The following is a 19,031-nucleotide window of genomic DNA, read 5'->3' as shown; positions in this document are numbered from 1 at the left end:
GAACATACTACAGAATAACTGTTTTGTAATAATGCTTTTCCAAAGAAAGCATTAAATAAAAAATTGTTAGGATGTTGAGAAATGATTTACATATACAATTGTTACGGAGGTACTCATTCCTCTGCAATGGCAGCAGCGTATCATTTGAAGAAATTGCCTCAAAAACGTATCCCGACAAAAGAAGAAATTTTAAATATTGATATTTTCAATAAACTTACAACAAAAGATATGGGCAGAATGATTTATCATGGCAATGATGAGGATGGAAATAAAGTTTATACAGTAGGGAGAGGAAGTTCTAAAGCATTAGTGCCTGCTTTGAAAGAGCTTCTTCTTCTTGTAAACGATGGTCAACAAAATACAGACAAGGTTATATTATCTAATGCTTCACCAACAGTTCCTATAGCAATGACATTTGGTGGGTTATTTTCAAGAAGGCTTCACATTGATTTTATTGGTGTTCCACTTTTAATTAAAGGAGCACAGCAAACATATCACAATATCATTGCTTTAGTAGAGAAAACAAAATCAACGGCGAGATCGACCGTCAAACAAGTAGAAGTATTAGATAATAAAAACCTAGAAGTAAACAAATTATTTTAAAATTGTTTAATTTTATTAAATAGTATCAACGATAAAATGAAAAAGAGAAGTTCAAGCGAACTTCTCTTTTTCATTTGAGCATTAATTATTTATTTTATTTTCGCAATTGCATAAATTCATCCAGTTGTGACGAAACAATCGGAGTTTCTGTAACGATACGCTCTCTAATTTCAGCTAATACCGCTGTTTGCTTCTCGTTTAAAGATGTTAAATCCCATTTTTTATGAAGCACACCATAAAGCTCACAATCCCTTAGTTTTAAAAATAACGGAATGTCCCGGAGTAACTGTAAATTTATAGCATGTTCTTTTAAATACCCTTTCATAAACGCAGGTAAAAATCTGCTGTTCATAAATTCTTCTTTATCTGAAATACAGGTATTAAACCATACAGAATAATAAATCGGGATCGCTATATCAGCAATAATATGGTGGTAAGAGCAATCATCAAAATCAAAAATAGTGATATTTGTTCCATCAAAAAAGAAATTCCCTGAATGAATGTCTGAATGAATGAGCCGATAACGATCTTTAGCCTTCGGTAATTTCAAAATACTCGTTAGAACTTTTTCAACCTTCTCTTGAATGATGTCATCATTAGGAATAAAAGGGCCAAATTGAACCTGAAATTCTTCAATTGCATCCGGCCTTTTTATAATACCATCCTCTTCAACATATTCAATTGTTAAACGGTGTAATCTTCCAATCGCACTTCCCCATGCATAGAATAACGTTTCATCAAAGCTCGGTTCATTTACCTTTACTTCAATTCCTTTTGCTTTTTCAAAAAGGCTTGCAAAAAAGAATGTTCCTTCAATCTCAATAGCTTCTACTAAGTGTCCATTGAGAGATATAAATGGACAGCAAACAGGGGCATCGTTAAGTTGTAGGTATTGCAGCCATGCTAATTCAGCTTCTACTTGTTGTTTCGATCGATGGCTACTGTGAGTAAACCTTAAGATGAAATCCTGACCATCTCTAGCTCTCTTCCCTGAAAAAACATAGTTCTCAAAACTACCTAGCTTCTTTAAAGTCGAGTAGTCAAGATTGAATAACTGTGTTGCTTGTTGAATGACTTCATCTTTAAATAATAGTTCGACTTCACGTTCCAATAAAATCTCCTACCTCTCAGTAGATTTGTTTTATGGAAATTTTACCATTATTTATAGCTGTTGTAACTTTATAAAAATGTCGAAAACTCTTTTACAAGTTTTATACAAGCCCCACGTAAAAATGGAATAAGACGTTGTACTAAAGGAGGGGGCAAATGAACATAGTTGATCAGTCGATTTATGACATTAAATTAGAGGATGGAGATGAATTAGGAAGGGAAATACTTGATATCGTTACTGAGGAAAAAAAGCAAAATAGAAAATACCAAATTATTGTTCATCAAATTGTACAAATCGATATTCGCTCCTATACTGTCATTATAAACTTAGTAGAAAAGTAAGAAGGTTTGTATTTATACAATAAAGAGGTTGCAATGAAATGCAACCTCTTTATTGTATGTATAAATGTTTGAGCATTAACCTGTCGCTAAATCTCCTCTAAAACTCATTAAAGATTTACTGCGAAGAGAAGGGAATTCAGCGACTTTTAAAGTCGTTCGATTGTATTATTCATTACTAGCCTCAACGATTATTGCAGGCGAATTTAGCTCAAATGGCTCACCTTTAAAAGATCCAAACAAGTTTATGTTCTTAAAACCGACACTAGCTAAAAGATCTACTAGCTGCTGACTAGTAATCGGCAGTAAAGAAACTTCATTTTCTAGTATTTCTTCACCGACTGAAAGTACACCTTTAAAAATAATTCCCTGATCTTTGTGGAGATATGAACGACGAAAACTGACCTGCTCTTTTTCGCGATTAATATAAGGTAGTTCAGTTATTCCTTCTTTTAGGACGCGATCATAGTTGACAATTTGAATGAAAAGTTTCCCATCATGACATAAAAGGTTATGGATATCGGACAGAGCCTTTGTTACAGCATTTATATTATTTAAGTGAACAAGGGAGTTTCCTAAGCAAATGATTGTAGAAAATTGCTTGTCCCTAATTTCCTCAAGTTGTTCCATGGCTAACGGGACAGCTGAGATACAAACGTCATCTTTAGTTGCTTTTTCCTCAATTGCCTTAATCATGTTTTCGTCTAGATCTGTTGCAGTAACCGAGAAGCCTAACTTAGCTAAAGCTAGAGCGTGATTTCCAGTTCCAGCAGCCAAATCGAGAATTTCACCTTCTGTTAGTCTCTCTTTAATAAAGGTAACTGATTGAATATTTAAAGGGAAGAGAATGTCGTAATACTTGCTTAACTGTTTGTAGAACTCCATTTGATCAGCCTCATTTTTGTTGGAATATGTAGTAAGTATATCACAAGTGGCCGTTTTTTTTAGTGCTCTCAGTTTCCGGTGGTATTTCCTTGTCTTTTTCAAGTGTCTAGAGGAATTATAATAGTAATACTTTACATAATGCCAATTCTTCCAAAAATGAAACCAACCAGTTTTAAAATTCTTCCATAAATGTAACCACCAAGTCTTGAAATTTTTCCAATACAAAACGGTAGTTGTCTTCCAGTGCTGCGGTATTTTTATTCTTGGAACGTTCATAGTAAATCCCCCATATAAAAAATTAGCGTTTTAATTGGACATAGTAATCGAGGCAAAGTGCGCTTAATAATATATATGTATGAAAATCGAAATTATCAATCTAAAAAAAAATTAGGCAAATAATAGAAATTATTTGTAGCATTTGTGAAGTCTATTGAAAGGTTGCTAGATCAGTAGTAAAGTAAAGACATAAGAAAAGTGAAAAAATCACTTTTTTAAGTTTCAGAAAAAGAGAAGCAATATCGGAGTTAAAATTTTTTACACATCATTGTGAATGATTTCACAAAAAAGATTTGAGGGGGAACTCTAATGATATTTGAAATTAGTAATTCAGCTGTTGATTTCTACAAAAGTGAGTTTGTATTAGGGGAAAATGAGGCAATTCGTTTATTCGTACGCGGTGCAGAAGGATTTTTTCTTGGTGTAGAAAAAGATCGACTAGAAAATGAGTCTTTTATTATTGAGAAGAACGGTGTTAAATTCTTTATTACTGAAAATGACCAATGGCATTTTGAAGGTAAAAAACTAGATTTTGATCAAAAGTCAGAAATGATGATCCTTTCCTAAAGATAAAATAGAGGCTGTCCCATGAGCAAAGTATCAATCACCTAAGCTACTTTATCTAGATTGTAAACATACACGTCTATTTAAAGTAGCTCAGCTAGGTGCATTGATACTTATGGGGCAGCCTCTTCTTTTTAAACATGGGCGAATATGATTAAAAAAACTACATTTTTATAATAACCTTGGTCTAATCCCCCAAATTTCTGAAGCGTATTCTTGAATGGTGCGATCACTTGAAAATTTTCCAGAATGAGCAATGTTAGTAATCGACATTGCCAGCCATTTATGTTGGTCGCGGTATGTTTGATCAACAAGTTCATGGGCTTCAGCGTATGAATCGAAATCTTTCAATACAAAGTACTCGTCATTATTAGAAAGAATGGAATAATAAATATCTCTAAATTCACTTTCTCCCCCAGGAAAGCGGTCGCTAATCAGATCATCGAGCACGTGTTTTACTCTGTAGTCATTGTTATAAATATCCCGAGCACGATAAGAACCATCTGTATATAGTTGCGTAACCTCATTTGCAGTTAACCCAAACATAAAGATGTTGTCATTGCCCACAAATTCTTTTATTTCAATATTTGCCCCATCGAGTGTTCCTAATGTCAAAGCGCCATTCATCATAAACTTCATATTTCCAGTACCAGAAGCTTCTTTACCAGCTGTAGAGATTTGTTCACTTACGTCAGCTGCTGGTATAATTTTCTCGGCTAGTGAGACACTGTAATTTTCTAGAAATACAACTTTTAGTTTATCCCGGATACGTAGGTCATTATTTACGACAGTAGCCACTGAATTAATTAACTTAATAATTTTTTTGGCGAAATAATAACCAGGAGCTGCTTTCCCACCAAAAATAAAGGTTCGTGGTGTAATATTTATGTTAGGGTTCTCTTTAAGCACTTGATACAAATGAATAATGTGGAATACATTTAATAACTGTCGCTTGTAGGCATGGAGTCGTTTAACTTGAATATCAAAAATCGAATCTACGTCGATCGTAATGCCATTTTTTTCTTTTATTAGTTTTGCGAGCTGCTCTTTATTGTTCCGTTTTACAAGGGCTACTCTTTCTTGAAATGCTCTATCTTTTGTATATTTTATTAAACTAGTAAGCTCTTTTGGGTGCGATATCCATCTAGTGCCTATGGCATCATTTATTAAATTTACTAGCTGGGGATTTGCGTTAAGTAGCCAGCGCCGATGTGTAATGCCGTTCGTCTTGTTATTAAACTTTTCTGGATATAGGCTATAAAAGTCTTTCATTTCTTTCTTCTTTAAAATTTCGGTATGAAGTTTAGCTACGCCATTAACTGAATAAGATGCAACGATTGCTAAATGGGCCATACGAATTTCATCGTTTCCAATGATGGCAAGCTTTGAGATCTTATCCCACTCATACGGATATTGGTTCCACAGTTCACGACAATAGCGTTCGTTAATCTCTTCAATAATCATGAATATCCGTGGCAACAATTCCTTTACCATTGCCGTTGGCCACTTTTCTAATGCTTCGCTCAATGTCGTATGGTTTGTAAAAGAAACTGTCTTTTGTGTAATTTGCCAAGCGTCATCCCAACTTAATCCCTCTTCATCGATTAATAGCCTCATTAACTCAGGGATGATTAGAACAGGGTGTGTATCGTTAATATGAATGGCGATTTTCTCAGGTAATTCGGTTAAATTTTCGCTGTACTTTCTTTTAAATTTTTTAATAATACTTTGCATACCAGCGGACACAAGGAAATACTGCTGCTTCAATCGTAATACTTTCCCTTCAACAGTTGAGTCGTCTGGATAAAGGAAACCCGAAATATCTTCTATGGAGCGTTTGTATTGCAAGAAATTATAGTAATCATTTCCATTTGATGAAAAAAAGTTAAAATCATCCTTACAAGATTCCGCACTCCACAGTCTAAGCGTATTGACAGTAGAGTTTTGGTACCCGACAACTGGTACGTCATAAGGAACGGCCAACACGGTGTCGTAATTTTTATGATGGAAGACAAGTCTATCATCCTCTTTTTTCATCTCAATAAAACCACCAAAACGGACTTCTATGGCACGATCCGCACGGCGTACTTCCCACACATAGTCTTCTCCAAGCCAGTAATCAGGTAATTCTGCTTGATAACCGTTAATAATTTTTTGCTCAAATAGTCCGTATTTGTAGCGAATACCACAGCCATGTCCAGGTAAATTTAACGATGCTAAGGAGTCTAAAAAACAAGCAGCAAGTCTTCCAAGACCACCATTTCCAAGTCCTGCATCGTGCTCTTCGTCAAAAATTTCTTCTAATTGAAAACCAAGCTCTTCTAAACCCTGTTTTACATTCGAAAATACCCCTGAATTTTCGATATTTGTCTGTAAAAGTCTGCCCATTAAAAATTCCATCGAAAAATAGTAGACTTGCTTTTCCTTATTTTCATGATAATAGGCGTTGGTTTCAATCCAATTTTTTGAAACTTGCTCTCTTATTAATTGCCCAAGTGTTTTATAAACGTCATTTGTAGTTGCATCATCAATTGCTATTCCAAGCTTATTTTCTAGCCTGTTTGAAAAAGTGATTTTAAAATCTTCTTTTGAATAAAACATAATTCCACTCCTCTTAAAAAAATTCTTGGGGTAGCACAGGGTAAAAAGTGCTCCATAATTAATTATGTTTTAATTTCTAAAACAGAAGTAGCCGGTATGAAAAAATATAAAATTTACTTAGAATGAAAGCCCCTATATGCTTTCTATTATCCTAGAATGAAAATATTAGGCGACTACCAACTCTGCGCTTTAGTCGAGTTTTGGGATAGAAAGCCTTTCTCAAAGAGCTGCCTGATAAGAAAACACACAAAAAATGTCGATATTTTAAAAAAAGACATAAAATATCTCTTTTAAATCGTGTTAATAAGTGTTATATTTATCCTGAATAAGTTAAGTGCTTGCAACACAATAGTGACGCTGAATTACATAAATATAAATCAATCTATCGAAGAGGTCTGACGTCATACGTTGTGAAAAATTTTTGTTTTGTGTTTAAGAAATAAGCAAAATGGAAAATGTAAGCGTGATACTTATACAACAAATTTAATAAAAAATTTAAGGGGGCAATAACAGAATGAAGAAAAAATTTCCTATTTTAATGTCGCTAGCATTAGCAGCAGGAACACTATTATCAGCTTGTGGACAAGGTGCAGATCCAGCTCCAGCTGAACCAACACCTACACCAGGTGGTGGAGATGCTCCTCCAACTGAAGAGACAACTGAGTTTTCTGTAAAGATGGTTACAGATGTTGGTGGGGTTGATGATAAATCCTTTAACCAATCAGCTTGGGAAGGTTTACAAGCATTTAAAGCGGATTTCGGTGCTGAAGCAGATTACTTACAATCAGCTACTGCTGCGGATTACCAACCAAACTTAAACAGATTAGTTCGTGAAGGAAATGATTTAGTTTTAGCGATTGGTTTCTTAATGGGAGACGATATTAAAGCGGTAGCAGAGCAACAACCAGATGCGAAACTTGGAATTGTTGACATGGTTGTAACTGATGACGCAGGTAACCTAATCGAAAATATTGCTCATATCACATTTAAAGAACATGAAGGATCTTTCTTAGTAGGTGTTGCAGCTGCAATGCAAACAAAGACTAATAAAGTAGGGTTCCTTGGTGGCGTTGAATTTGATTTAATTAAGAAATTCGAAAACGGGTTTAAAGCGGGAGTTCATTCAGTTAACCCTGATATCGAAGTTGTTGTACAATACGCTCAAAGCTTTAACGATGCAAATATTGGTCGTCAAATTGCCGATGCTATGTATGATGGTGGTGCGGATGTAATTTATCACGCAGCAGGTGGAACTGGTATTGGTTTATTCACAGAAGCTAAAAACCGTAAAAGAGAAGGCGAAGACGTTTGGGCAATTGGTGTTGATAAAGACCAACACGAAGAAGGTTTACCAGAGAACATTATGTTAACTTCTATGGTTAAACGTGTAGACAAAGCAGTATACCAAGTTTCTGAGCAAACAATGAACGGGGATTTCCCAGGTGGGCAAATTGTTGAGTTCGGTTTAGCTGACGAAGGTGTTGGTATTGCACCAACTACTGAAAATTTATCAGCTGAAATCTTAGCTGCAATTGAAGAATTCAAAGCAAAAATCTTAAATGGTGAAATTAACGTTCCAAAAACTGATGATGAATTTGCTGATTTTAAAAAATAAAAGATAATTTTAACAAAGGCTAGTTTTTCATGCTAGCCTTTGTTACACATTAAAGCCGCTAAAATCCGATTAACATTGATTTTTATAGGTTTTTTATCCTAGTATAAGAACATAAAACAGGTACATAGTATCTATGCAATCTAAAAAGCGAAGCAGTTTACGTTAGGAGTGTTACCGTTGATTAACGTGATTGAGATGAATAATATCCGGAAGGAGTTTCCGGGAATTGTTGCTAATGATAATATTACACTCCAGTTGAGGCAAGGAGAAATCCATGCTTTGTTAGGAGAAAACGGAGCCGGTAAGTCTACGTTAATGAATATTTTATTCGGACTTTATCAACCAGACAAAGGTGAAATAAAAGTTCGTGGTGAAAAGGTTAGTATTACAGACCCAAACGTAGCAAACCGTTTAGGAATTGGAATGGTTCATCAGCATTTTATGCTTGTTGAGAATTTCACAGTTGCTGAAAATATTATTTTAGGTAGTGAGCCCACAAAAAGTGGGAAAATTGATATTAAAAAAGCCGAAAAAGATGTTAAAGAGTTATCAGAAAAATATGGTTTAAAAATAGACCCAAGAGCAAAGATCGAAGATATCTCAGTTGGGATGCAACAACGTGTTGAAATTATTAAAACTTTATACCGTGGTGCGGAGATTTTAATTTTTGATGAACCAACAGCAGCTCTTACACCACAAGAGATTAATGAACTTATTCAAATTATGAAAGCATTAGTTAAAGAAGGAAAATCAATAATTTTGATTACACATAAATTAAAAGAAATTATGTCTGTATGTGATCGCTGTACCGTTATTCGCCGCGGTAAAGGAATTGGGACAGTTGAAGTGAAGGAATCTAATCCAGATTCTCTTGCAGCGATGATGGTTGGGCGTGAAGTTAACTTCACAATTGAGCGTGAGAAAGCTGAGCCAAAAAACGATGTACTTTCCGTTAAAGATTTAGTTGTTACAGATGCTCGGAAAATCCCAGTAGTTAATGGGTTAAACTTAGAAGTAAGAGCTGGCGAAATTTTAGGGATTGCTGGTGTCGATGGAAATGGTCAATCAGAGTTAATAGAGGCAATTACTGGTTTACGAAAAATCGACAGTGGGACGATTACATTAAATGGCAACGATTTGACAAAGCTTAAAACGAGAAAAATTACCGAAGCCGGTATTGCTCATATCCCTCAAGATCGCCACAAGCATGGACTTGTTCTTGATTTTTCTGTGGCAGAAAATATCGTTTTACAAACGTATTATCAACAACCATATTCAAAACGAAAAATTTTGGATTTTGATGCAATTTTCGAAAAATCACGTCAACTTATCGAAGAATATGATGTTCGTACGCCAAGTGCGCAAACACTAGCAAGAGCTTTATCAGGTGGAAATCAACAAAAAGCAATTATAGCTAGAGAAGTTGATCGTTCACCAGAACTATTAATAGCTGCACAGCCAACGCGTGGGTTAGATGTTGGGGCAATTGAATTTATTCACCGAAAGTTAATCGAAGAAAGAGATAAAGGTCGAGCAGTTTTACTAGTATCTTTAGAGCTAGACGAAGTTCTTAATATTAGTGACAGAATTGCTGTTATTTATGAAGGGAAAATAGTTGCCATTGTTGATCCAAGTGAGACTGACGAGAAAGAACTAGGTCTACTTATGGCTGGTGGTACGAGCAAGAGAGTAGGTGTAAGCCAATGATTCATAAATGGTTAAATAGAGGTAAGGTTACAAATATACTCATACCGTTAATTGCTGTCTTTTTAGGTATTTTGGCTGGAGCAATCATCATGTTATTTACTGGTCAAAATCCAATTGTTGGGTATGGGGCACTTATTTCAGGGGTTTTTGGTGACATTTATTATATCGGTGAAATGCTGCGAATGATGACACCTTTAATCTTAGCTGGGCTAGCTGTAGCCTTTGCTTTTCGTACAGGATTATTTAACATTGGGGTAGAGGGACAGTTAATCGTTGGCTGGCTTGCTAGTGTAACTGTCGGTATTTTAGTGGATGCACCAATGATTATTCATCTTCCATTGGCAATCCTTGCTGGTGCATTAGCTGGTGCCTTATGGGGATTTATTCCTGGTATTTTAAAAGCAAGATTTTATGTACATGAAGTTATCGTAACAATCATGCTAAATTATGTAGCATTACACATCGCCAACTATCTCATTCGTTCATATTTATTAGCTCCAGGTGAGCGTACGGAACGAATTTCAGCAACGGCGTCTCTTGCTTCGCCATTTTTACAAGCATTAACTGATTCTTCAAGGCTCCATTATGGCTTTTTAATTGCAATATTAGGTTGTTTTATTTTATGGTTTGTGCTTTGGAAAACAACGTTAGGATTTGAATTGCGAGCTGTTGGTTATAATAAGCACGCTTCAGATTACGCTGGTATGAATGTAAACCGCAATATTGTACTTGCAATGGTTATCTCAGGAAGCTTTGCTGGTGTTGCAGGAGCTATGGAAGGTTTAGGTACATACGGATATATGTCAATCCTAGCTGGATTTACTGGTACAGGGTTTGACGGTATCGCAGTCGCACTATTAGGGGCTAACACTTCGATTGGTGTTGTATTAGCAGCTACGTTATTTGCTGCCCTAAAAGTAGGAGCACCGAATATGCAATCTCTTGCTGGTGTCCCACCTGAACTTGTTGAAATTGTTATTGCGTTAATTATATTCTTTGTAGCGTCGAGTTACTTAATTCGATTAGTTATTAATCGTCTCCAAAAGGAGGGCAAATAAATGGATATCATGCAAATACTTGCCCTAGTTATACCTGCAGCTATTTTCTCGGCAACGCCGTTAATACTAACAGCGCTCGGAGGCCTTTTCAGTGAAAGATCTGGTGTCGTTAATATTGGATTAGAAGGCTTAATGGTCATAGGTGCATTTACTGGGATTCTTTCAACGTTATACTTTGAAGGTTTAGGTTTAGGTGGAATTTCTCCATGGTTAGGTCTATTAGTAGCAATTCTTGCAGGAGCAATCTTTTCGTTGTTTCATGCGGTTGCTTCAATTACGCTAAAAGCTGACCAAATCGTAAGTGGTGTAGCCTTAAACTTTTTAGCAATTGGTTTATCGGTATTTTTAGTAAAAACTATTTTCCAAAAGGGTCAAACAGATTATGTTCAAGTTCCTTTTGTTCGTTTTAATGTACCAGTTTTAGGTGACATTCCGGTAATTGGACCAATGTTCTTTCAAAAAGCCTATATGACTTCGTATTTAACGATATTGGTAGCATTAATCGTCTGGTATGTTATCTTTTATACACCGTTTGGACTTCGCCTTCGTTCTGTAGGGGAGCATCCAATGGCTGCTGACACAATGGGGATTAAGGTTAACCGTATGAGGTATATTGCGGTTATGCTTAGTGGAGCATTCGCTGGAGCAGGTGGGGCTATATTCGCTATTACTACATCACAAAACTTTGCTGGTAATACGATTGCAGGTCAAGGATTTATGGCGTTAGCTGCCTTAATCTTTGGTAAGTGGCATCCACTTGGAGCACTTGGTGCAGCACTTTTCTTTGGATTAGCACAGTCGTTAAGTATCACAGGACAACAAATTCCATTTCTTCAAAATGTACCACAAGTTTACTTACTAATTGCCCCATACGTATTAACGATCCTTGCTTTAGCAGGGTTTGTAGGTAAAGCCGAAGCTCCAAAGGCAATCGGAAAACCGTATGAAAAGGGTAGTCGCTAGAAAACCGCCATCGGCGGTTTTTTTGTCGATTTATTTCCTAATAGTAACAAGTACTATTGAAATCTAACAAGAAAAAGTGATAATAGGTATATTTTCTTATGTTAATTTCGGGTAAAAAGAGTAAAATAAGTTATAAGTTATTAAATTGATACTTTAGTCCTCGGTTTTACTGTGAGGTATTGTATATAGCTAGATGTTGTCTTAAATTTATAGGCTGAGAGGGGGAGTTTCTATGTCTGAAGAATTAAAGCCTCTTTATGACAAAGAGGTAAAATGTCCTATTTGTGCCAATTCATATTCAACAAAGAAGGTACGTTCTAGGTTTGTAAGAGTTGAAAAAACTGAATCGGACTTTTTTACTCACTACAAAGAAATGAGGCTTAATCCTACAATCTACGAAGCTAGTGTCTGCCCAAAATGTGGTTATGCATTTTCAGATGCCTTCTCTCCCAACTTCCCTCCAGGTACAATTGAACGAATTAAAGCTCAAATTACTGTCAATTGGAAGGAGCGTTGCTTTTCTGGGGAACGAACAATAGAGGAAGCAATCGATGTTTACAAGCTTGCAATCTTGTCTGCCTCTTTAAAGGAAGAGAAAAATGTCGTTATTGCAGGCCTTTGTTTAAAACTATCGTGGTTGTGTCGAATGATTGACGATGGGATACAAGAGCGACGTTTTATGAAGCTTTCTTTAGAGAAATATAAAAATTCCTTTATTGAGTCAGACTATGTTGGCACACAGCTAACAGAGATGAGATTAATCTATTTAATTGGAGAATTAAGTCGTCGAGTAGGAAACTGCGAAGAAGCTGTTAAAAATTTTTCGAAAGTAATTCACCATAAAAATCGTTCTTTAGAATCTAGGTTAGTAGAAATGGCTAGGGAACAATGGTATTTAATAAGAGAAACTAATAAAGCGGCAAGTAGAATAAACGTTATTTGAAAATTCGACATTTTTCTACCACAATTGCGGTTTTTCAACTATAATGATAGTACAATATGGTTAGTTAACTTATTTTATTACTGCTACTATCGGTCTAGTGGTTAGAAAAGGGGAAAACATATGAATGTGAAGCATGTCAATGCAATATGTCGAGCGACTGAGTTTATTTTTGTCAACCACTTTGGTGTTGATGTTAAACTACTAAAGCCACGTGTCGAACAAACAGCTGTGCCGTCTAATCAAGTATCAGTAATCTTAGGGATTAATGGTCAATTGAATGGTCAAATCATTTGTTCTATCGATGAGCAAACGGCAAAGAACATAGTCGGAGTTATGATGGGTGGAATGACAATTGATCTACTCGATGATATGGGGTGGAGTGCAATTCAGGAATTCGGAAATTGGGTAGCAGGTACGACTGCAACGGAACTTTCTAAGGAAGATGTAATTATTGATGTTACACCTCCAATCATTAATGAAGGGTCATCAAATTTTCGCACAAATAAGTTGTTTATCACTGTGCCTCTAGAAACGAGAATTGGTTTAATAGACGTTCATATCTCAGTTAAGGAAGAAGCAGCATAAATATTATAAAAAAGTGAGGCTGTCCCAAAAATAAGTATCATTCCCCTCTTCTACTATAAATAGCTCGTGTAGAAATTACACTCTATAGATAGTATCATCTCGAGGTAAATGAAACTTTTTGGGAGAGTCTCTTTTAGTTTCTTTTAAAGCAGATCAATTGGATAGACCGCTTATTTATGTTTAAATTAGTAATAGGATAGAATCGATTTGATTGAAAGGAAGTTCGATATGAAAGAAATTGATGTTTCAAAGTATGAAAAAAAAATAGAACTAAGAAATATTACAAAAGCTGATTTTCAAGAGGTTTTAGCACTACAAAAAGTCTGTTTTCCTAACATGCTTCCTTGGAAGCTGGAGCAATTAGAAAGTCATGTCGATATTTTCCCTGAAGGTCAGTTTTGTGTGGAGTATGAAGGTATAATAATTGGCTCATGCTCAAGTCTAATCGTGAATTTTGATGAGTATGATGATCAGCACACGTGGGATGAGATTACCGACAATGGTTATATAACAAACCATGATAACGAAGGTTATAATTTATATGGTATGGAGGTTATGGTTCATCCTGATTTCCGGAGAATGAAAATTGGTAGAAGGTTGTATGAAGCGAGAAAAGAACTAGCAAGAAATTTAAATTTAAAAAGTATCATCATTGGTGGCCGTATTCCTAATTTTTATAAACACTCGGATAAATTAACCCCTAGACAATATGTCGAAGAGGTTACCCACCATAATATTTATGATCCAGTCTTAACTTTTCAGGTTATGAACGGCTTTACGTTAAAGAGAATTAACAAAAATTATTTAGAGGATGACATTGCGTCCATGAAGTATGCTACTTTAATGGAATGGAATAATGTTGATTATCAACCAAAAACAAAGCGTCATTTTAAAACGGCATTTCCTGTACGTATTTGTGTTATTCAATATATGATGAAGAAGATTGATACCTTTGATGATTTCGCTAGACAATGTGAATTTTACGTTGATGTGGCAGAGAGTTATCAATCGGATTTTGCCGTTTTTCCAGAAATCTTTACTACGCAATTGTTATCGTTTATTGAAGAAAAATCACCGAGTCAATCAATTCGTAAGCTAACAGAATTTACAGAAGAATATATTTCTCTCTTCACAAGTCTTGCTGTTAAGTATAACGTCAATATTATTGGTGGTTCCCATTTCGTAGAAGAAGAAGGGAAAATTTATAACATTGCCTATTTATTTAGACGTGATGGGACAATTGAAAAGCAATATAAAATTCACGTTACGCCAAATGAACGGAAATATTGGGGAATTACTGGTGGCGATGAAATTAAAGTTTTTGATACGGACTGTGGAAAGATTGCCATTCAAATTTGCTACGATATAGAATTTCCAGAACTAGGGCGAATTGCCACGGACAAAGGAGCCAATATTATTTTTGTGCCATTTTGTACCGATGAGCGCCAAGGGTTTTTAAGAGTAAAATACTGCGCTCAAGCTAGAGCAATTGAAAACCAAGTGTACACAGTTATAGCTGGAACAGTAGGGAACTTATCAGAAGCTGAAAATATGGATATTCAATATGCTCAATCTGCCATTTTTACACCATCAGATTTTACTTTCCCTAGAGATGGAATTGAAGGAGAATGCTCTGCAAATATTGAGACCGTCGTTGTTGGTGATGTTGATTTGGAAATTTTAAGACGTCACCGAAAATCAGGCAATGTTACGCAATTGAAAGATCGGCGTAAAGATTTGTATGAGATTAAATATAAACAATAATTATTTTGAGGTTGTCCCAAAAGCAAAGGAATAGTCACCACCGGGCATGTTATGTAGTGTTTTACATAAAACAACACTAGATGTCGTACTTAAATAGGTGAGTTGCGACTTGTGGGCAACCTCTTTTTTTATGCATTGCTTGACATAGTCTTAAACTAGCTTGTCATAAATGGTTGTTCAAATTACAGCAATTAATGACAAAGTTTTCTTTAATTCTACGTTTAACAAGCCGATTTTAAGTTCATCCTAGTAGCTAGCGACAAGGGGATGAAAAAATGAGAATTTTACTGGAGAAATCGAAGAAGAACAAGCTAGTAGTGCTATTTGTTATTGTGTTTCTAATAACTGTTAGCATAAATCTTTATGTTACAAGCGTGAATATCAATGAATTAGAAGCTTTAGAAGTAGAGCTACATTCATTGCGCACACCACTTAAAGTTGGAGATCGAACAACACTTCAAGTATTAGTTTATGATAGGGGAAACTTGGCAAGAGAAGATGTGAACGTTGAAATAAAGCTTTCCAATCAGGGGACAGCGCGATTGCATGAAAAGTTTACCCATATTGAAAATGGGCTTTACGAAACGAACATCCAATTTTTTCACGGTGGGACATGGGATGGAACTGTCTTTGTTAAAAAAGGTAATTCCTTGTTTAAGAAAAATTTTAAACTATTTGTGGAAAGATAATCTGATATTATCCGTTATATATGGTAAAGTAGGAAGCAAAACGGATAACTTTAGGCGGTGTAGGAATGGACTTTAATGGACAAAAAATATTACCAGCAGTTCGAAACTTAAAAGATATTGAAGAAATGGTCGAAAGTGAATATAAATACATTGTTTTATTGAATAGCCATATTGGACAGTTGAAAAGCTTAGTCCAATTGGCAAAAAGTAAAGGGAAGAAGATATTACTTCATGCCGACTTAATTCAAGGCTTACGAAATGATGAATATGCGGCGCAATTTCTATGCCAAGACATTAAACCTGCAGGTTTGATCTCAACGCGGAAAAATGTAGTACTAACGGCCAAAAAGCATAAATTAATTTCGATGCAACGTTTATTTTTATTAGATTCTATAGCTCTTGAATCAAGTTATAAGCTTCTTGAGACAACGAAGCCAGACTTTATTGAGGTGTTACCTGGAGTAATGCCTCACATAATTAAAGAAGTATATGAAAAAACAGGAATCCCTATTGTTGCTGGGGGTTTAATAAGAGAAAAACGTGAGGTTGAAGATGCATTGCAAGCAGGAGCTACCGCTGTGACAACGTCAAGGGTGGATTTGTGGAGGTAGTGGTTATTATTTACTACCTCTAGTACTATATTGATATTTTTTTGTTCGTAATTTTTCAAAAAAATATTGACAGCGTTTTCATAAGATGATTTAATTAGAATTAAGTTAATATTTTGTGACGGAGATATGGAGACCAAATAAGTTCTTATCTAGTAGATTACTAGATAGGCTGTTTTCGGTCTCCTTTTTTGTCATGAATTATTCTCATAATTTAAGAGGGGGATGAAGTTATGTCAGCATTTTTAGGAGAAGTTATTGGTACAATGATTTTAATTATTTTTGGAGGCGGGGTTGTTGCCGGAGTTGTTTTAAAGGGAACAAAATCTGAAAACTCTGGCTGGATCGTTATTACAATGGCCTGGGGGCTTGGTGTTGCAACGGCCGTTTATGCTGTTGGCGGAATTAGTGGAGCTCATTTAAATCCAGCAGTTACAATTGGATTAGCCTTAATTGGTGAATTTGCTTGGTCGCAAGTACCTAGCTATATTGTAGCACAAATGATTGGTGCGTTTATTGGAGCAACGCTAGTTTGGTTACATTACTATCCACATTGGAAAGAAACAAAAGATCAAGGTGCAAAACTTGCAGTATTTTCTACAGGCCCTGCTATTCGCCACACACCTGCGAATCTTTTTAGTGAAATACTAGGTACTTTCGTGTTAGTAATGGGAATTTTAGCGATTGGTGCAAACCAATTTACAGAAGGCTTAAACCCATTAATTGTCGGTTTCTTAATTGTAGTTATCGGTTTATCTCTAGGCGGTACAACTGGTTATGCCATCAACCCAGCTCGTGATTTAGGTCCGCGTATTGCACATTTCTTGTTACCGATTGCAGGTAAGGGAAGTTCTGACTGGAAATATTCATGGATCCCGGTTGTTGGGCCAATAATCGGTGGTGGATTGGGAGCATTATTTTATGCGGCAGCATTTGAAGGGATTGTGCATTCTGCTCTTTGGATATTTTTAGGAGCATTTGCATTCGTGATGATCGCTTCTATAATGAATCATAAAGCACAAGCGAGTGTTACAAAAAATAAAAAGGACTTTGCAGCATAAGCCACAAAGTCAAAGAAAAAAATTTGCTAATCCAATTATAATTTTAATATAAAAAAAATTCAAATAAAAGGTACTGGGGGAATTAATAATGGAAAAAAAATATATACTTTCATTAGACCAAGGGACGACAAGTTCAAGAGCAATTCTTTTTAACAATGCGGGTGAGATCGTTGACTCTGCGCAAAAGGAATTTACGCAAATTTTTCCGAAGCCAGGTTGGGTTGAACATAATGCAAATGAAATTTGGGGATCAATTCTAGCGGTAATTGCAGAAGTGTTATCAAAAACGGAAATTAAACCAGGTGAAGTAGCTGGTATCGGTATTACAAACCAACGAGAAACAACGGTAGTTTGGGAAAAAGAGACAGGGCATCCTATTTATAATGCGATCGTATGGCAATCACGTCAGACAGCTGATATTTGTACAGCTTTAAAAGGGCAAGGATACAGTGAAATTGTACGAGATAAAACAGGCCTTTTAATAGATGCTTACTTTTCAGGAACAAAAGTAAAGTGGATTTTAGACAACGTTGATGGTGCTAGAGAAAAAGCCGACAACGGAGAGTTATTATTTGGAACAATTGATACTTGGTTAATTTGGAAACTATCCGGTGGTAAAGCACATGTAACTGATTACTCAAATGCTTCTCGTACATTAATGTATAATATCTATGACTTAAAGTGGGATGATGAATTGCTTGAAATGCTGACAGTTCCAAAGTCGATGCTACCAGTTGTTCGTCCATCTTCAGAAGTATACGCACATACGGCTGACTATCACTTCTTCGGTCACGAAGTTCCAATTTCAGGTGCTGCTGGAGATCAGCAAGCTGCTTTATTCGGTCAGGCTTGCTATGAAGAAGGAATGGCCAAAAACACATACGGTACTGGATGTTTCATGTTAATGAACACTGGTGAAAAGGCAGTGAAATCTAATCATGGTTTACTTACGACTCTTGCTTGGGGAATTGACGGTAAGGTTGAATATGCATTAGAAGGAAGTATTTTCGTAGCTGGTTCTGCAATTCAGTGGTTACGCGATGGTCTTAGAATGCTTAAATCAGCTTCTGAAAGTGAAAAATATGCGACAAGTGTTGCCTCTACTGATGGCGTTTATATGGTGCCTGCTTTTGTTGGGCTTGGAACGCCTTATTGGGATAGTGAAGTTCGAGGTGCAATTTTCGGTCTTACGCGTGGTACTGAAAAGGAGCATTTCGTTCGCGCTACTCTAGAATCGCTAGCCTATCAAACAAAAGATGTACTTACTGCAATGGAAGCAGATTCGGGTATTAAATTAAAAACATTAAGAGTTGATGGTGGAGCTGTAGCAAATAATTTCTTAATGCAATTCCAAAGTGATATGCTAGGTGTACCAGTTCAGCGTCCAATTATTAATGAAACTACAGCGTTAGGTGCTGCTTATTTAGCCGGATTAGCTGTTGGATTCTGGAAAGATCGTACTGAAATTGCTAAACAATGGAAAATTGATAAAACGTTTGAAGTGAAAATGGAAATTGAAGAACAAGAAAAGTTATATAGGGGCTGGAAAAAAGCGGTAGAGGCTACAACTGCTTTTAAGCTAAAATAAGTATTAACACTTTTCGTATTAAATGATATAATGATAGTAATAAGTTAATAAACAGGTCGGAGAATCGGAGAG

The 19,031-nt window shown here is 35.9% G+C and carries 17 protein-coding genes; 14 read left to right on the top strand and 3 right to left on the bottom strand.

The genetic code is table 11. The annotated features are described in order from the left end of the window. Positions 1-81: 81 nt before the first annotated feature. Entirely contained in the window at positions 82-603 is a 522-nt protein-coding gene (locus ACK4M9_RS01250) for a DUF3189 family protein (protein ID WP_409846972.1), read from the top strand. Between the two features lie 94 nt (positions 604-697). On the opposite strand, the gene ACK4M9_RS01245 is transcribed toward ACK4M9_RS01250, so the two are convergent. Further along, a complete protein-coding gene (locus tag ACK4M9_RS01245) occupies positions 698-1,714 on the bottom strand; it encodes a phosphotransferase enzyme family protein (RefSeq protein ID WP_409846970.1) in 1,017 nt (338 codons plus the stop codon). A gap of 155 nt (positions 1,715-1,869) precedes the next feature. On the opposite strand from ACK4M9_RS01245, the gene ACK4M9_RS01240 reads away from it, so the two are divergent. Further along, the gene (locus ACK4M9_RS01240) at positions 1,870-2,055 is read left to right on the top strand and encodes a hypothetical protein (RefSeq protein WP_409846969.1); all 186 of its coding nucleotides are present in this window, start codon (positions 1,870-1,872) and stop codon (positions 2,053-2,055) included. 165 nt (positions 2,056-2,220) lie between these two features. On the opposite strand, the gene ACK4M9_RS01235 is transcribed toward ACK4M9_RS01240, so the two are convergent. After that, on the bottom strand, positions 2,221-3,213 hold the full coding sequence (locus ACK4M9_RS01235; protein WP_409846968.1) for a class I SAM-dependent methyltransferase: 993 nt from the start codon (positions 3,211-3,213) through the stop codon (positions 2,221-2,223). A gap of 309 nt (positions 3,214-3,522) precedes the next feature. Here ACK4M9_RS01235 and ACK4M9_RS01230 point away from each other — a divergent pair, with 309 nt between their 5' ends. Beyond that, on the top strand, positions 3,523-3,780 hold the full coding sequence (locus ACK4M9_RS01230) for a hypothetical protein (RefSeq protein ID WP_409846966.1): 258 nt from the start codon (positions 3,523-3,525) through the stop codon (positions 3,778-3,780). A 168-nt stretch (positions 3,781-3,948) separates the two neighbouring features. On the opposite strand, the gene ACK4M9_RS01225 is transcribed toward ACK4M9_RS01230, so the two are convergent. Further along, positions 3,949-6,378, bottom strand: a complete 2,430-nt coding sequence (locus tag ACK4M9_RS01225; RefSeq protein WP_409846964.1) for a glycogen/starch/alpha-glucan phosphorylase — start codon at positions 6,376-6,378, stop codon at positions 3,949-3,951. A gap of 514 nt (positions 6,379-6,892) precedes the next feature. Here ACK4M9_RS01225 and ACK4M9_RS01220 point away from each other — a divergent pair. The 11 genes from ACK4M9_RS01220 (at position 6,893) to glpK (ending at position 18,959) form a co-directional block, all read left to right on the top strand. Then, positions 6,893-7,993: a BMP family lipoprotein gene (locus ACK4M9_RS01220; RefSeq protein ID WP_409846962.1), complete on the top strand. Its 1,101-nt coding sequence runs from the start codon at positions 6,893-6,895 to the stop codon at positions 7,991-7,993. 195 nt (positions 7,994-8,188) lie between these two features. Then, positions 8,189-9,700, top strand: a complete 1,512-nt coding sequence (locus tag ACK4M9_RS01215; RefSeq protein WP_409847357.1) for an ABC transporter ATP-binding protein — start codon at positions 8,189-8,191, stop codon at positions 9,698-9,700. Further along, positions 9,697-10,758, top strand: a complete 1,062-nt coding sequence (locus tag ACK4M9_RS01210) for an ABC transporter permease (RefSeq protein ID WP_409846960.1) — start codon at positions 9,697-9,699, stop codon at positions 10,756-10,758. The genes ACK4M9_RS01215 and ACK4M9_RS01210 overlap by 4 nt, the downstream gene beginning before the upstream one ends. Then, a complete protein-coding gene (locus ACK4M9_RS01205) occupies positions 10,759-11,721 on the top strand; it encodes an ABC transporter permease (RefSeq protein WP_409846958.1) in 963 nt (320 codons plus the stop codon). Positions 11,722-11,953: 232 nt separating this feature from the next. Continuing rightward, positions 11,954-12,664 carry a DUF2225 domain-containing protein gene (locus ACK4M9_RS01200; RefSeq protein ID WP_409846956.1) on the top strand — a complete coding sequence of 237 codons (711 nt, stop codon included), beginning with the start codon at positions 11,954-11,956 and terminating at the stop codon, positions 12,662-12,664. Between the two features lie 120 nt (positions 12,665-12,784). Next, positions 12,785-13,249, top strand: coding sequence for a chemotaxis protein CheX (locus ACK4M9_RS01195; RefSeq protein WP_409846954.1), 465 nt, complete (start codon positions 12,785-12,787; stop codon positions 13,247-13,249). 228 nt (positions 13,250-13,477) lie between these two features. Then, complete coding sequence (locus ACK4M9_RS01190; protein ID WP_409846952.1) at positions 13,478-15,013, top strand: GNAT family N-acetyltransferase; 1,536 nt, start codon at positions 13,478-13,480, stop codon at positions 15,011-15,013. Positions 15,014-15,288: 275 nt separating this feature from the next. Then, the gene (locus ACK4M9_RS01185; protein ID WP_409846950.1) at positions 15,289-15,702 is read left to right on the top strand and encodes a FixH family protein; all 414 of its coding nucleotides are present in this window, start codon (positions 15,289-15,291) and stop codon (positions 15,700-15,702) included. Between the two features lie 65 nt (positions 15,703-15,767). Then, positions 15,768-16,313, top strand: a complete 546-nt coding sequence (locus ACK4M9_RS01180; protein ID WP_409846948.1) for a glycerol-3-phosphate responsive antiterminator — start codon at positions 15,768-15,770, stop codon at positions 16,311-16,313. 230 nt (positions 16,314-16,543) lie between these two features. Beyond that, positions 16,544-17,371, top strand: a complete 828-nt coding sequence (locus ACK4M9_RS01175) for an MIP/aquaporin family protein (protein WP_409846946.1) — start codon at positions 16,544-16,546, stop codon at positions 17,369-17,371. Between the two features lie 88 nt (positions 17,372-17,459). Beyond that, positions 17,460-18,959 (top strand): glycerol kinase GlpK, encoded by a 1,500-nt coding sequence (gene glpK / locus ACK4M9_RS01170; RefSeq protein ID WP_409846944.1) that lies wholly within the window; start codon positions 17,460-17,462, stop codon positions 18,957-18,959. Positions 18,960-19,031: the final 72 nt, after the last annotated feature.

Source organism: Anaerobacillus sp. (assembly GCF_046314235.1).
Classification (GTDB): domain Bacteria; phylum Bacillota; class Bacilli; order Bacillales; family Anaerobacillaceae; genus Anaerobacillus.
This window is presented reverse-complemented; position numbering and strand designations above follow the sequence as displayed.